This is a genomic window from Streptomyces sp. NPDC040545, from assembly GCF_055595065.1.
Map to the genome: position 1 here is coordinate 298,129 of NZ_JBVIWA010000002.1, position 13,946 is coordinate 312,074.

Below are 13,946 nucleotides of genomic sequence, written 5' to 3' on the forward strand. Positions count from 1 at the left end.
TGCGCACCGGCCGGGGCACCCACCGCGGGTACGGCGGGCTTGAACCGTGGTCAAACACCCGCAATGCCGCGTTGCATCGTGCGGTGACCGCCGTGCACTGTCAACAGCCATGCGGAATACGGTGCTTCGCACCAGCGGCATACACGTGCCACCCGAAATCCCGCCCGGGCGGGCCCTCGGCACCCCCCGGCCGAAGCCGTGGCCTGCGGCGTTCTCCACCGGGCCGGACCGGCCCCGCCGCGCGGGCCGGCGTACCGCGCCCCTCGTGGGCATGCCGCACCGGCATGCCCACTCGCCGACCGGGCATGTCCGCCATCCGGGACTCGGGCAGTTGTTCACCCGACGGGCCCTTACAGGTACAGCCTCACGCGGTTACCGTCCGGTCATGACCCCCACCCTCGCGCAGCTCCGCTACCTCGTCGCCGTCGCCGACTGCCGGTCCATCACCGGGGCCGCCGCCTCGGTCTTCGTCGCCCAGTCCGCGCTCTCCCGGGCTGTGCAGGCCATGGAGCGCGATCTCGGCGTCGAGCTCCTGGCCCGCCGGGGGAGGGGGGTGGACCTCACACCGGAGGGGGCCCGGGTCGTCCGGCTGGCCCGGACCGTGCTCAACGCGGTGGAGGCCATCGACGACATCGGGACCCCGCACGGCGGGGGCGACCGGGCGGTCCTGTCCCTGGTCACCACCCCCACCCTCGCCCTCGACCTGGCCACCGACCTGATCACGGCCTTCACCGGACGGCACGCGGCCGTCGACGTCCGGCTCCAGCAGCACGACAGCAGGGAGGCCCTGGTCGAGGAGGTCACCCAGGGGCGCTCGGAACTGGCCCTGGTCGACCTGCCCGTCGACAAGGAGCTCTCCACGCACTTCATCCAGGAGCGGGAGGTGGTGCTGATATCGCCGCCGGGCTCCCGGCTGCCCCACCCGATGCCCCTGCGCATGCTCGACGGGCTGCCGATGGTGCTGCCCACCCCGGGGACCGGCCGGCGCACCGAGATGGAGGCCATGTTCAGCTGCCTCGGAGTGCGGCCCGTCCCCACCCTGGAGGTCGACGAACGCCTGGCCTGGGTGACGGGTGTGACGGACGGCCGGGGCTCCCTCATCTGGTACCGGGACGTGGTGCTCAGGGCCTTCGGGAGCCGGGCCGAGATCCGCTCCTTCACGCCCCCGCTGCTGCGCCCGGTGGGCATCGCCCATGCCCGGCGGCCCCTCAGCCGGGCGGCCCGCGCGTTCATCGCGCAGGCCGGGCACAAGGCACCCGTCCGGGAGCCGGTGCGCTGACCGTACATGCCGCCGCGGCATTGAACGATGCTCGAACGGGAGGGGGCGGGGGCTGGCACCGCGACCGATGGCCCCTCACATTGTGCGCATGTCCCGACTCCTGACACCCCCACGGGCCGCCGCCCTCGCGACCGCGGCCCTCGCCGCCGTCCTGCCCGCGCTCGCCTGGATGGCCACGGCCACCGCCTCCACCGCCTCCGCAGGCTCTACCGGCTCCACCGGCTCCACCGGCTCCGCCACCCCGTCGGCCGCCATCGTGGCCCTGGCGCCGGAGAAGAAGTGCACCCTCCCCGGCGGCCTCGCCGAGCTCAGCGGCCTCGCCATGAGCCGCAGACATCCCGGGGTCTTCTACGCCGTCAACGACAGCGGGAACACCAACCAGGTCTTCGCCGTCGACTGCAACAGCGCCACCGGCCGGCTGCTGGCCACCTTCACCGTCGCCGGCGTCGGCAACACCGACTGGGAGGCCCTGGCGCTCGGTACGGACGCGGGCGGCGGCCCGGCGATCCTGGTCGGCGACATCGGGGACAACCTCAGCGGGCGCGCGGAGATCACCGTGCACCGGTTCGCCGAGCCCGATCAGCTCACGAACGCCACGGTCACGCCCGTGACCTACCGCTTCGCCTACGCCGACGGAAAGCACGACGCCGAGTCCCTGCTCGCCGATCCCGTGACCGGCCGGCTCTACGTCGCCAGCAAGCTCATCGGTGCCGCCGGCCGGCTGTACCAGGCCCCGCTGCCGCCGGTGACCGGCCAGGTCAACACCCTCACCGCGGTCCGGCCCGCCCCCGTGTTCGCCACCGACGGCGCCTTCTCGCCGACGGGTGCCTCGTACACCCTGCGCAGTGGCGGGCCGCTGGGCGCCAACACGGCTTCCGTGTACGACACGGCCGGGGTCAAGCTCGCGGACATCGCCCTCCCGGCCCAGTCGCAGGGGGAGACGGTGACGTACGCCGACTGCGCGAACCTGCTGGTGGGTTCGGAGAACGACACGCAGATCTGGCGGGTCCCGCTGCCCCCGGAGGCCACCCCGGGCTGCGGGGCCACACCTACCCCGACGCCCACGCCCACCCCGACGCCCACCCCCACGCCCACCCCCACGCCCACCCCCACGCCCACCCCCACCCCCGGTGGGCTGAAGTTCACCGACCCCGGTCCGCAGACGTGCAAGTTCAACCAGTCCTGCACCGTCCAGCTCACCACCACCGGGGCGAAGCCCCCCGTCCGGTACGCCGCCAGCGGCCTGCCCTGGGGGCTCACGCTCGACAGCGCCTCCGGCCGGATCACCGGCAAACCCTGGGGCAGCGGCGTCTTCCAGGTCACCGCCACCGCGAGCGATGCCACCGGAGCCACCGCGGGCACCACCTTCACCCTGACCCTCAACTGGTTCTGAGGCGGGACGGACACGGGCTTGTCCAACCCGCCCCCGAGGCCGCACTGTTGACCGAGTTCCGTCCATCAGGTCAGGAGAACCGGCTTGTCGTCCCACATCTCACCCGTCCCGCAGGGCCCGGCCGCCCCGCACGTGATCGACCCCGCCGGCGGCTGCCCGCACGCCCTCAACGCCCGGCTGCGCGCCGAGCACGGCGCGGTGGCGGAGGTCGTGCTCCCCGGAGGGGTCCCCGGGGCGGTCGTCCTGGGGCACGACGCGCTGAAGGAGTTCCTCGCCCACCCCGACGTGGCCAAGGGCGCCCGGCACTTCCCCGCCCTGAACGACGGCACCATCCCCGCCGACTGGCCGCTGCGGGTCTTCGCCAACGCCCAGGGCATGCACACCGCGGACGACGCCGATCACCGCCGCCTGCGCGCGCTCGTCGGCAAGGCCTTCACCATCCGCCAGGTGGAACGGTTGCGGCCGCGCATCGAGGAGCTGACCGCCGGACTCCTCGACGACCTCGGCCGGGCCGCGGCCGGGTCCCCCGACGGGACCGCCGACCTGTACGAGCACTTCGCCCTCCCGCTCCCGATGAACGTCATCTGCGAGCTGCTCGGCGTGGACCCCGAGCACCGGGGCCGGCTGCACCACCTGACCAACCAGGTGATCATCGCCACCGACATCACCCCGGCCGAGAAGATGGCCGCGCTGCAGGAACTCATGGCCCTGACCGGCACCATCGCGGCCGCCCGCGCCGCGAACCCCGGCGAGGACCTCACCAGCGCCCTGATAGCCGCCCGCGAGGACGACGGGGACCGGCTCACCGAGGCCGAACTCATCGGCACCATGCGGCTGATGCTCGTCGCGGGCCACGAGACCACCCTCAACCTCGTCGTCAACGCGGTCCGCGCGCTGTGCGCCCACCGCGACCAGCTCGCGCTCGTCCTGGAGGCCAAGGCCACCTGGTCGGACGTGGTGGACGAGACCCTGCGCTGGGACACGCCGGTCAGCTGGTTCCCCTTCCGCTACCCCACCCGCGACCTGACCGTCGACGGGACCGTGATCCCGCAGGGCACCCCGGTGCTCGCCGGATACAGCGCGGCGGGCCGCGACGAGACCTTCCACGGTCCGGACGCCGGCCGCTTCGACATCACCCGCCCCACCGCCGCCCGCAGCCTCTCCTTCGGCCACGGCGCCCACTACTGCACCGGGGCCCCGCTCGCCCGCCTGGAGGCGACGATCGCCCTGGAGCGCCTCTTCACCCGCTTCCCCGACCTCGACCTCGCGGTCCCGGACGCCGAACTCCCGTACCAGAACAGCTTCATCAGCAACAACGTCCGCTCACTCCCCGTCCGCCCCGGCCGACAGGCCACTTCCTAGAGCCCGGACGCGTACGTTCACCGTGTGCCACCCCGTCGCCCCGTCCGGCACGGTCCCGGTGCGGACACCCGTCTGCACCGCGCCCGTGCCGTCCGTGGCGCGGACCTCCAGGGTGTGCGGCCCGGGGGTGGCATCCCACGGCCAGACCCACTGGCGCCAGGTGTCGACGCCGTCCGCCGTCCCGAGCCGCGCCTCCTGCCAGGGGCCGCCGTCCACCCGTACCTGGACCCGCTCGATCCCGCGGTGCTGGGCCCATGCGACCCCGGCGACCGGCACCCGGCCCGGTGCCAGGTCGGCGTACGGGCGCGGGGTGTCGATCCGCGACTGCGTCTTGACCGCGGCCTGCTGCGCCCAGGACCGGCGCACCCAGTAGGCGTCGTAGGCGGCGAAGGTGGTCAGCCGCAGCTCGGTGAGCCACTTGCACGCGGAGACGTACCCGTACAGGCCCGGCACGACCATCCGCACCGGGAACCCGTGGGCGAAGGGCAGCGGCCCGCCGTTCATGCCGACGGCCAGCAGCGCCGCCCGGCCGTCCATGACGGCCTCGACCGGCGTGCCGATGGTCATGCCGTCCACCGAACGCGCCACCAGCTGGTCGGCGGGACCGCCCTCGGACGGCGGCCGCACCCCCGCCTCCCGGAGCAGGTCCCCGAGACGTACGCCGAGCCAGCGGGCGTTGCCCGCGTACGGGCCGCCGACCTCGTTGGACACACAGGTGAGGGTGATGTCGTGCTCGGCCACCGGGCGGGCGAGGAGCCCGCGCAGATCCAGGGTCAGGGGCCGGGCCACCCCCTCCCCGTGGATGCGCAGCCGCCAGGTGTCCGCGTCCACGCGCGGGACGACCAGCGCGGTGTCCACCCGGTAGAAGTCCTGGTTCGGGGTGAGGAAGGGGCCGAGCCCGGGCACCCGCAGGTCCGCCCCGGCGGGCACCGGCGGCGCGGGCACGGTGGGCCGGGGGAGGACGAAGCGGGCCCGGGAGGCGGTGGCGTCGGCGCTGCCGTGCGCACCCAGACGCCGTGCCCCGAGGCCGACCCCGGCCGACGCCGCCAGGACGGCGACCACCAGCCGGCCGAAGCGACGCCGGTCCATCGACCCGGCCCCGCCCTGTGAGGCTCCGGCCGGGCGGGTCCGCCTCCCGGCCGTCACCAGCAGGTACAGCACCCCGGCCGAGACCAGTGCGCCCACCAGCGAGGGCAGCGCGTCCTGCCAGGAGGCGTCCGGCCGGCTGAGCGCGGCCAGTGCCCCCACCAGCCCGAAACCGCCCGTGACGGCCATCGCGGCCGGGAGGTGGCGTACGGCGAGCAGCCCGGTGCCGACGGCGACCGCGGCCAGCACGGCGAGGATGCCGAGACCCAGCACCAGCTTGTCGGAGGTGCCGAACAAGCGGATGGCCCATTCCCGGACGGCCACCGGCGTCAGGTCGACCACCGCCCCGCCGACGGCCGTGACCGGCGAGGCCTCGGGCCGGCCGGCTGCCGCGGCCAGCTGCGCGGACGCCAGTCCGGCCACGGCCGCGACGATCCCGCTGACGGCACCCGTCGTGCGCCGCGGCCGGCGCACGGAACGGCTCGGGTCTGACTCCACACGGCCAGTGTCCCGCGCCCGGGCACTTCTGTGCGGCCGCCGTGCCGCCGCCCTGCCGCCGCCGTGCCGCCGGGCCTGACCTTGCCGGGCCGGGCGGCGCCGGGGCGTTGCGCCCAGGGCGAAAGGACCATGCCCCGAGCGAACGGGCCGCGGCGACGGCCGGGCGCGCGGCAACGCTGACGACATGACCCCTCATCGTTCCCCGGAAGCGTGGACACCGTGCTCCTGAAACCCGACCGCACCATCCGTGCCTCGCCCTACCGGCCCGTACTCACCCACTCGACGCTGCGCCGCCTGTTACCGGGGTCCACCGTCTCCTCCCTCGGCGACGGCATGGCCGTGGTCGCCGTCAGCTGGCTGGCGATCGAGATCGCACCGGCGGCGGAACGCGGCATGTGGGTAGCCCTCGCGGCCGCGGCCTACACGCTCTCGGGCGCCGCGGGAGCCGTCCTCCTCGGCCGGTTCCTGCGGCACCGCTCCCCGGCCCGACTGGTCGCCTGCGACGCCCTGCTGCGCGCCACCGCCCTGGGCGCGATCCCCGTGTGCCATGCCCTCGGGACGCTGAGCGTCGAGCTGTACGTCGCCCTGCTCGCCCTGTCCTCCGTCCTCCACTCCTGGGGCCAGGCCGGCGTCCACACCTTGCTGGCCCGGCTGCTGCCGGAGCGCGACCACCTGGCCGGCAACGCCGTCCTGTCCGGCATCCGCTCGCTCTCCACCGTCTTCGGCCCGCCGCTCGCGGGCGCCCTGATCCTGTGGGGTGGCGCTGCGACGGTGATCGCCTTCGACGCGGCGACCTTCCTCGTCCTGGCCGCCACCTTCCTCTTCGGCGTGCCGCACGACGCCGCGCCCGCGCCCGAGGGGGGCACTTCCCGGACCGCGGGCTTCGCCGTCATCCGCCGCACCCCGGCCCTGCTGGGCCTGCTCGCCCTGAGCTTCGCCTTCTTCTGCCTCTTCGGTCCCGTGTACGTCGCCCTGCCGCTGTACGTGTCGGACGGGCTGGGCGCTCCGGCGGGCCTGCTGGCCGCCTTCTACACCGCGTTCGGTGTCGGCGCCGTCCTCGGCTCCGTCCTGACCGGCTACCTGAACCGCCTGCCGGTGTGGCCGACCACGACCGGCATCGTCGCCGCCGTCGGTGCCTTCATGCTGCCGACGGGGCTCGGAGCGCCGACGGCCGTCGCCGTCGCCGGGTTCGCGGCTGCTGGGCTGCTCTGGCCTCCGTACGCCTCGCTCTCCACCGCCCTCTTCCAGCGTTCCGCCCCGCCGGAGCTGCTTCCCCAGACGCTGGCCGCGAGCTCGGCGGTCGGGGTGCTCGCGGTGCCGCTCGGTACCGTGCTGGGCGGCCCGCTGGTGGCCGGGCTCGGAGCCCGGGAGACCCTGCTGCTCTCGGCCGCCTCGATCGCCGTCCTCGGCCTGGCGGCCGCCGGAGCCGCACGCGCGGGGCGGAAACGAAGCCCGTGAATCCGCGCCGCCGGCCTGCCCGGGGTCCGGGCAGGCCGACGGCCGGAATCAGCGGGCGGCGGCCGGTGGCAGGGCCGCGGCGATCTCTGCGGCCAGCCGGTACGGGTCACCGTTCGGCCGGTCCGGATGGTGGGTGGTGCGCTCCGCCCACTCCGCCTCGAAGGCGTGCCAGTCGATCTCCCGCGGGGCGGTCTTCTTCACCAGCGCCTCGTCCAGCGAAGCGAAGTAGCGCGCCCACCGGGGTGCGTACAACTCCGAGATCAGACCGCTCCATTCACGGTTCGCGTAGTCGTGCAGGAAACCGCCCTCGCTGGTGCTGCGGCGGCCCCACACGCTCAGCAGCGAGCGGGCGTCGTATTCGTACCGGTCCTGCTCGGCCCGGTCCGCGCCCCAGGAGCGCGCCGCGGAGAGCCGACTGCCGAGGAGGAAGGCCGGGTCGGATCCGGTCACCGCCTCCAGCTTCCGCTCCCCGTCCCGCCATTCGGCCGTCAGGGACCGGAAGCGGGCCAGGTCCTTGGCCTCGTAGGCCGCCCGGATCTTCGGCAGCAGCACCCGCGAGTGGTTGGCGAGGGCCTGCCGGGCGGTGTCCACCAGGTCGAAGCGGTAGGCGCTGGAGCCGCGCAGCGCCGGATCCACCTCCAGCAGGTGGTCCAGGGCCTTGCGCACCGAACCGGCCGGATAGCGCATGGACCTGGGACTCCAATAGGCCGCCCCCGCCGCGGTCAGGCTCGGCCGGGCGGTGAACAGGCTGTCCTGCGACTCCGACCACAGACCCGAGCTGGTGCTGTACGGGCCTTTGCGGAGCTCCTCCCAGGCGGCGGCGGCCTCGGCGTCGGGGCGGCCGTAGCGGCGGGCGGCGAAGCCGGCGAACCACGTGCGCTGGTCGATCGGCCCTCGCTCCCACGCCAGATCGGTGAAGAGGTCGAAGGCGGCCGGGTTGGTCCCCGTGGCCTCCGGCAGGTAGGCGATCCCGGCGAGCGCGCTGTTCGCCTTGTCCCGCCACGGGCCGAACCGCTCGATCCACACGGAGCTGTTCGCGCCGACCGTGGTGTGCCCGCCGAAGTTGTAGATGGTGCCCATCGCGTACGGGGCACCGCCCCAGCGGGACTCGCGGTCGAGCCGGTTGTACCGGTCGGACAGCCCGTCCAGGATCAGCAGCTTCGAGGTGTCCACCCCGGCCAGCAGCTCCGGGGTGGGGTCGTCCTGCCAGCCCAGCACCGCCCACAGCGCACCCGGGTGGGCGGCGTGCAGGGCGCCCTGGATGGCGCCGGCGGCGGCGCTGACGTCGACGGAGCCCGTCTGGCCGCCCTCGTGCAGCGGGCTCATCCGGTACATGGTGCTGTCCCCGAACACCTCGCGCTGCTCGGCGTAGTACGCGGCGGCCAGCCTCCCGAACACGGGCGAGGCGGGGTCCAGCCAGTCCGGGCGGTCGAAGCCCGCCCAGTCGCCCTGCGCCACCGTCGCCGCCCCCGGGTTGCGCGCGGCGAACCCGGGCGGCACGGTGCCGAAGTAGCCCGGCAGCACCGGGGTCATGCCGAGCCCGCGCAACTGCTCGGCGATCCGCCCGCCCAGCTCGGCACGCTCGCGCATCAGCCGATCGGTGACCGGGCCGCCGAATCCGCTCAGGTTCTGCAGCAGCCACCAGCTCTGGTGGCCGGGGCCGGGGATCCACTCGCGCAGCTCCCCGGCGGAGTAGCCGAACTGCTGGAGCGCCCGGTAGTACGGGTACTCGGCGCCGACCTGTACGAACACCTCGTTGATGCCGTGCAGGGCGAGCAGGTCGATCTGCCGCTGGTGCTCCTCGAAGGAGCGGTACGGGCCGGAGTACCCGTCGTCGGTGTCGTTCAGCGCGTACCGGTGCGGGACCTGTGCGCTGCGGGTGACCGGTGCGGGGACCGCCGGCAGCCGGCCGGGCAGCATGCCGATGCTGTCGCCGGGCCAGCCGATGTCGACCCCGGCGACATGCTGGAGGTACCAGCCGACGCCGGTGAGCAGGGTGGCTCCGGTGCTGGCGCGCACGGTGACCGCACCGTCGGTGCCCGACACGGTGAAGGTGTCGGAGGCGGCGGCGGTCGTGTCGGCGACCAGGGTGAACTGCCCCCAGTGGCGCGGCAGCAGCCGCCGCAGCGCGGCGCGCGCGGGCGCGACGTCGAAGGTGCGCACCCCGGTGCCGCCCGGACTCGGGGCGGCACCGGGGTGCGCGTCCGGGTGCGCGTCCGGGTGCGCGTCCGTCGTCACGCCGGCCCGCGCGGGCGCCCCAGCGCCCGGGGCGGTGGCCCCGGGCGCGGGGCCCGCGCAGATCAGCGCCAGCAGCGCCGCGGGAAGAGCGGCGAGGGCGAGCGGGCGCCGGGTCTTCGGCCTGCGCCCGCTGCGATGCGTCGGGTTCCTCATCCGTTCGCCCGGCCGTCAGACCGGCAGGGCCCAGGCCTGGTCGACCCGGTGGTCGCCGCAGTCGGTCAGCCGCAGCCGACCGGCCGGGGCGGCGGCCGCGGGAGCCGTCAGGCACATCCCGCTGACCTCCTCCACGAGGGCTCCGTCGCGGCGCTGCGACCAGCTCTGGCCGGGCTGCTCCTCCGGACGGTTCGAGCAGTCGGCCAGTTCGACGATGCGGTCCTCACCCGCCGACAGGCACTCGCCGGCCAGCCGCAGGGTCGCGTCCTTGCCCACGGTCCAGCGCTGGTCGGGGGCTCCGGTGCAGGCGGCCATCACCACGGCGCCGACGCCGGTGGTGTTGGCGCCGTCGGCGCAACGGGCGCCGTCACCGACGATCTGCCCGGTCGGCACGGCCTCGGCGCAGCCGCGCGGGCTGAGCCGCCAGACCCCGGTGTCGTGCCCGGCCACCTTGCCGGTCAGCGTCTCGGTGACGTCGCGGGTCGTGCCGGTCCACAGGTCCTGGGCACCGGCGGTGCAGTCGCTCAGGCCGATCTCGTCGAGCGGCACGTTGATGTCCCGGGTGGCGGCGGAGCGGTTGAGCACGGCCACCGCGCGGTCGCCGTTCGCGAGCGGCCGCACCAGGATCTCGAAGGTGGCGTTGGAGGAGACCACGGAGCCCTGACGGCCCATCGGGTCCTGGTCCAGTGCGATCATCCGCGTGTTGCCGAGGGCCGTGAGGCCCGCCGGGGTCAGCTTCGAGACGTCGGACGACAGGATGAAGGGGGACGCCATCATGGCCCACAGGGCGACCTGGCTGCGGCTCTCGGTGGCGGTGAGCCCAGGGGCGCCCGCGATCAGGAAGTCGGGGTCGTTCCAGTTGCCGGGGCCCGCGTACCGGCCGAGCCAGCGGTTGTAGCCGTAGTTGCCCAGCACCGCGCTCCACCGCGAGGTGGCGGGTGCGGCCGGGTTGTAGACCTTGATGTCCTTGCCCTCGCGCCACAGCTGGCCGGTCTCGCCGACCCAGCCGAGGACCTTGTGCCAGTCGGAGCCGCCCCACTCGCCCTGCTGGAAGTAGGCGGGCGCGGAGGCCGACAGGACCATGTCCCGGCCGCTCTCCCGCAGGGCCTTCGCGACGGCGTTGTACGCGTCGCGGTACGCCTCCTCCTTGGTCGCGCCCTCCGGGACCCAGAGGTTGCAGCCGTCCATCTTGACGTAGTCCACCTCCCAGGAGGCGAACTGCCGGGCGTCCTGCGCGTAGTGGTCCGCGCCGCCGCCCTGGGGGGCGCCGCTGCCCGGGTACTTCTCGCAGGTGAGGGAGCCCGCGTCCTGGTAGATGCCGAACTTCAGGCCCTTGGCGTGCAGATACTCGCCCAGCCAGGCCATGCCGTGCGGGAACTTCGCCGTGTCGACGACCAGACTGCCCTGCGCGTCACGGCTCTTGGTCATCCAGCAGTCGTCGACGGTCACCGTGTCGTAGCCCTTGGCGGCGAGCCCGGTGGACACGAGCGCGTCGGCGTTGGCCACCACCTTGGCCTCGTCGATGTCGCACATGTAGTGCGCCCAGTTGTTCCAGCCCATGGGAGGGGTGAGCGCGAGCGGGGTGTCCGAGGTCGCCCGGGGCTCGGCCGCCACCGGGGCGGGGGAGAGCGCGAGGGCGAACAGGGCGGCCGCGGTCAGGCAGGGGAGCGTTGCACGCAGGCGAGGCGGCACGGAGTCTCCTTGACGTGGGGGCAGTCGTGCGCCCAGTGCAGCGAGGCGATTACCCACTGTCAACACAAGTGGCCGATTGTCAGCCGATGACCAGCAATATGGCTGCAATCGGTGTCACACGAAAGTGAAGATACGTCGTATGTTACGGTGTATCTTATGCCGCGAAGATCAGCCGCCCTGGACCGTGCGACCCCGGAGGCCATCGCCGTCGCCGCCCTGCGGATCCTCGACGAGCAGGGGCCCGGCCATCTGAGCTTCCGCACCCTCGCCGACCGGCTGGAGGTCTCCCACGCCACCGTGCAGCGCCGCTGCACCGACCTCGCCGGCCTGCTCGACCTGTGCACCGAGCACCTCGCCGGGCAGCTCCCGGAGATTCCCGCCGGCACGGACTGGGCCCAGGCCACCGAACAGCGGTTCCGTGCCCTGTACCTGCTGCTCACCGCCCACCCCGGACTGCTGGTGCTGCGCGGCAGCCGGCCCTGGCTCGGGCGTCAGCTGCTGGCCCGGCTCGTCGAGCCGGCCCTCGCCGACAGCATGGCCGCCGGGATGACCGCCGCCGAGGCGATGACCGTCTACCGCCGCATGTACCTGCTCACCCTGGGCAGCGCGGCCTTCGTCGACCAGCGGGATCCGGCAGCGGCCACCGCCGCCTCGCGGGCGGCCCTGGCCGCGCTGGATCCCGGGGAGTTCCCGGTGCTCGCGGGCGGCCTGCCCGACGTACTGCCCGCCCTGACGGACCACGAGGTCTACTACGGGGCCCTGCGCCAGCTGATCGAAGCGGCGCGGCCCACCCGGCCTACCCGCTCCGCCCGCTCCGCCCGCTCCCCCCGGTCCGCCCGGTCCACCACCCGCACCTGATGGGGAGACAGCCCATGCACGCAGCACCGGCCCAGCAGCTCGACCACGCGGCCGTCCGCGCCGCCGCCGCCCGGATCGCGGGCGGAATTCGCCCCGTCACGGTGGCGCCCGCCGCCGAAGCGGGGGTCTGGTACGCGCTGGAGTACCTCCAGCACACCGGCTCCTTCAAGGCGCGCGGCGCCCGTAACTTCCTCGCCGCCCACCACGAGACCGGCGCCCTCCCGGCCGCCGGAGTCACCATCGCCTCCGGCGGCAACGCCGGGCTCGCCTGCGCCTGGGCGGCCCGCGCGCTGTCCGTGCCCGCGACCGTGTTCCTGCCCGCCAACGCCCCGCGGGTGAAGGTGGAACGGCTGCGCGGGTACGGGGCCGAGGTGCGGCTCGTCGGCGACCGGTACGCCCAGGCGCTGGCCGCCTGCGAGGAGTTCGCCGCCGAGAGCGGGGCGCTGAGCAGCCACGCCTACGACCACCCGCTCATCGCGGCGGGCGCCGGGACCCTGCTGGAGGAGATCCGGGCCGCCCTGCCCGGCCTGGACACGGTGGTCGTCGCGGTGGGCGGCGGCGGACTGTTCGCCGGGGTCGCCACGGCCGCGCGCGAACACGGCGTACGGGTGGTCGCGGTCGAGCCGGAGAACTGCCGGGCCCTGAACGCGGCACTGGAGGCGGGCCGGGTCGTGGACGTGGCCGTGGAATCCGTGGCCGCCGACTCCCTGGGAGCCACCCGGGTCTCGGCGGACGCGCTGGCCGCCGCACAGGAGAAGAACGTGACGTCGGTCCTCGTGTCCGACACGGAGATCACGGCCGCCCGGCGCGCGCTCTGGGAGGAGCACCGCATCGTGGTCGAGGCGGGCGCGGCCACCGCCGCGGCGGCCCTGCGCGCTGCGCCCCGGCCGCTGGGCGACCGCGTCGCCGTCATCCTCTGCGGCGCCAACACGGACCCCCGGGACCTGATGGAACAGCCGCCGACCTCGACTGTGTGATCGAATCGCAGGTATGACGACCACCCAGCTGATACCCGTCGCGGGCGGCCGCATCTGGGCCGAGAGGGCCGGGGACGGCACCCCGCTCGTCCTGCTCCACGGATCGGTCCACGACAGCCGCCTGTGGAACCGCGTTTTCGCCACGCTGGCACGGCATCACACCGTGGTTCGTTACGACGCCAGGGGTCATGGACGCTCGACGCCTGCGACCGCGCCGTTCCGCTACGAGGACGACCTGCTGGCGGTCCTGGACCGGTTCGGCTTCCGGTCCGCGGAGCTCGTCGGCTTGAGCATGGGAGGAGAGGTGGCGCTCGACTTCACCTTGGAACACCCGGAGCGGGTCAGCTCGCTGACGCTGATCGCGGCGTCCGCCGGCGGGCACGAGTGGCCCCGGAGCCCCGAGACGGACGCGTACACCGTGGCGCAACGCGGATCGGACGCAGGCCGCATCGCCGAGCTGGAACTCACGGTCTGGGCGAGCCTGGGCGACCGGGCCCCGGGTTTCGACGTCATCGAACCCATGGTGCGGGAGAACGCCGGAATCAGGGCCACCGCCGAGAAGGGACACGCGCTCGACCCCGACGAGGACGCCGTCGGCCGTCTGGACCGGATCGAGGCGACGACGGTGATCGTCGTCGGCGATCACGACCACCCGGAGATCGCCGTCATCGCCGGGCGGCTCGCCGACGGCATCCCCGGCGCGCGGCTGGAGGTGGTCGCCGACAGCGATCACTACCTCCCGCTACGGGCGCCGGGCCGACTTCTCGAACTCCTCCTCGGGTCCCGCGACGCCTCGTCCGCCGCCCGCCGCGGGAAGCGCCCGTCGGGGTGAGGGGAGCCCGACCCGCCGCCGCAGGGCGGGGCGGCGGGCCCGCGTGCGTGGCGGGTGCCTTGAAGAAGCAGGGAAACTCATGCCGCGTCAGGGCCTGTTGTGAAGGTGCCGACGGGCCGG

The 13,946-nt window shown here is 74.3% G+C and carries 10 protein-coding genes; 7 read left to right on the forward strand and 3 right to left on the reverse strand.

What is annotated here, in order from left to right; genetic code table 11:
• Positions 1–385: 385 nt before the first annotated feature.
• The 3 genes from ACZ573_RS06280 to ACZ573_RS06290 all read left to right on the forward strand — a co-directional run bounded on the left by ACZ573_RS06280 (position 386) and on the right by ACZ573_RS06290 (position 4,034).
• Entirely contained in the window at positions 386–1,279 is an 894-nt protein-coding gene (locus ACZ573_RS06280; protein WP_471299742.1) for a LysR family transcriptional regulator, read from the forward strand.
• A gap of 88 nt (positions 1,280–1,367) precedes the next feature.
• On the forward strand, positions 1,368–2,672 hold the full coding sequence (locus ACZ573_RS06285) for a putative Ig domain-containing protein (protein ID WP_471299744.1): 1,305 nt from the start codon (positions 1,368–1,370) through the stop codon (positions 2,670–2,672).
• A gap of 84 nt (positions 2,673–2,756) precedes the next feature.
• Positions 2,757–4,034 carry a cytochrome P450 family protein gene (locus tag ACZ573_RS06290; protein ID WP_471299747.1) on the forward strand — a complete coding sequence of 426 codons (1,278 nt, stop codon included), beginning with the start codon at positions 2,757–2,759 and terminating at the stop codon, positions 4,032–4,034.
• On the opposite strand, the gene ACZ573_RS06295 is transcribed toward ACZ573_RS06290, so the two are convergent.
• Complete coding sequence (locus tag ACZ573_RS06295; protein WP_471299749.1) at positions 3,996–5,618, reverse strand: molybdopterin-dependent oxidoreductase; 1,623 nt, start codon at positions 5,616–5,618, stop codon at positions 3,996–3,998. The two genes, ACZ573_RS06290 and ACZ573_RS06295, sit on opposite strands and share 39 nt — an antisense overlap.
• 219 nt (positions 5,619–5,837) lie before the next feature.
• Here ACZ573_RS06295 and ACZ573_RS06300 point away from each other — a divergent pair, with 219 nt between their 5' ends.
• The gene (locus ACZ573_RS06300; protein WP_471299751.1) at positions 5,838–7,076 is read left to right on the forward strand and encodes an MFS transporter; all 1,239 of its coding nucleotides are present in this window, start codon (positions 5,838–5,840) and stop codon (positions 7,074–7,076) included.
• 48 nt (positions 7,077–7,124) lie between these two features.
• On the opposite strand, the gene ACZ573_RS06305 is transcribed toward ACZ573_RS06300, so the two are convergent.
• Together ACZ573_RS06305 and ACZ573_RS06310 are read right to left on the reverse strand one after the other, a co-directional pair.
• Positions 7,125–9,467 (reverse strand): alpha-N-acetylglucosaminidase, encoded by a 2,343-nt coding sequence (locus ACZ573_RS06305; RefSeq protein WP_471299754.1) that lies wholly within the window; start codon positions 9,465–9,467, stop codon positions 7,125–7,127.
• Positions 9,468–9,482: 15 nt separating this feature from the next.
• Positions 9,483–11,159, reverse strand: a complete 1,677-nt coding sequence (locus tag ACZ573_RS06310) for a ricin-type beta-trefoil lectin domain protein (protein WP_471299756.1) — start codon at positions 11,157–11,159, stop codon at positions 9,483–9,485.
• A 156-nt stretch (positions 11,160–11,315) separates the two neighbouring features.
• Between ACZ573_RS06310 and ACZ573_RS06315 the strand changes: the two genes are divergently transcribed.
• The 3 genes from ACZ573_RS06315 to ACZ573_RS06325 are packed head-to-tail and all read left to right on the forward strand — an operon-like array spanning position 11,316 to position 13,826.
• Positions 11,316–12,017, forward strand: a complete 702-nt coding sequence (locus tag ACZ573_RS06315) for a TetR/AcrR family transcriptional regulator (protein WP_471299759.1) — start codon at positions 11,316–11,318, stop codon at positions 12,015–12,017.
• 14 nt (positions 12,018–12,031) lie between these two features.
• Positions 12,032–12,994, forward strand: coding sequence for a serine/threonine dehydratase (locus ACZ573_RS06320; protein ID WP_471299762.1), 963 nt, complete (start codon positions 12,032–12,034; stop codon positions 12,992–12,994).
• Positions 12,995–13,007: 13 nt separating this feature from the next.
• Entirely contained in the window at positions 13,008–13,826 is an 819-nt protein-coding gene (locus ACZ573_RS06325; RefSeq protein WP_471299765.1) for an alpha/beta fold hydrolase, read from the forward strand.
• The last annotated feature ends 120 nt before the right edge of the window (positions 13,827–13,946 follow it).